Source organism: Domibacillus sp. PGB-M46, assembly GCF_022668875.1.
Lineage (GTDB): Bacteria > Bacillota > Bacilli > Bacillales > Domibacillaceae > Domibacillus.
The window spans coordinates 1-248 of record NZ_JAKGCR010000111.1 but is presented as its reverse complement, the minus strand read 5'-3'; the positions used below and the strand labels follow the sequence as shown (position 1 = coordinate 248).

Annotated in this window: 2 tRNA genes; both read left to right on the top strand. The window is 53.2% G+C overall.

Features of this window, described 5'->3' with window-relative positions:
* The first annotated feature begins 79 nt into the window (after positions 1–79).
* Positions 80–153 (top strand) — tRNA-Trp (locus L2D08_RS23850).
* 21 nt (positions 154–174) lie between these two features.
* Positions 175–247: transfer RNA gene (locus L2D08_RS23845), tRNA-His, on the top strand.
* Position 248: the final 1 nt, after the last annotated feature.

Below are 248 nucleotides of genomic sequence, written 5' to 3'. Positions count from 1 at the left end.
CGAAGTGGCTAAACGCGGCGGACTGTAAATCCGCTCCTTCGGGTTCGGCAGTTCGAATCTGCCCCCCTCCACCATTTACAGGGGCATAGTTTAAAGGTAGAACTGAGGTCTCCAAAACCTCCAGTGTGGGTTCGATTCCTACTGCCCCTGCCAATTAAATAATATGATATAATGGCGGTCGTGGCGAAGTGGTTAACGCATCGGATTGTGGCTCCGACATTCGGGGGTTCGATTCCCCTCGATCGCCC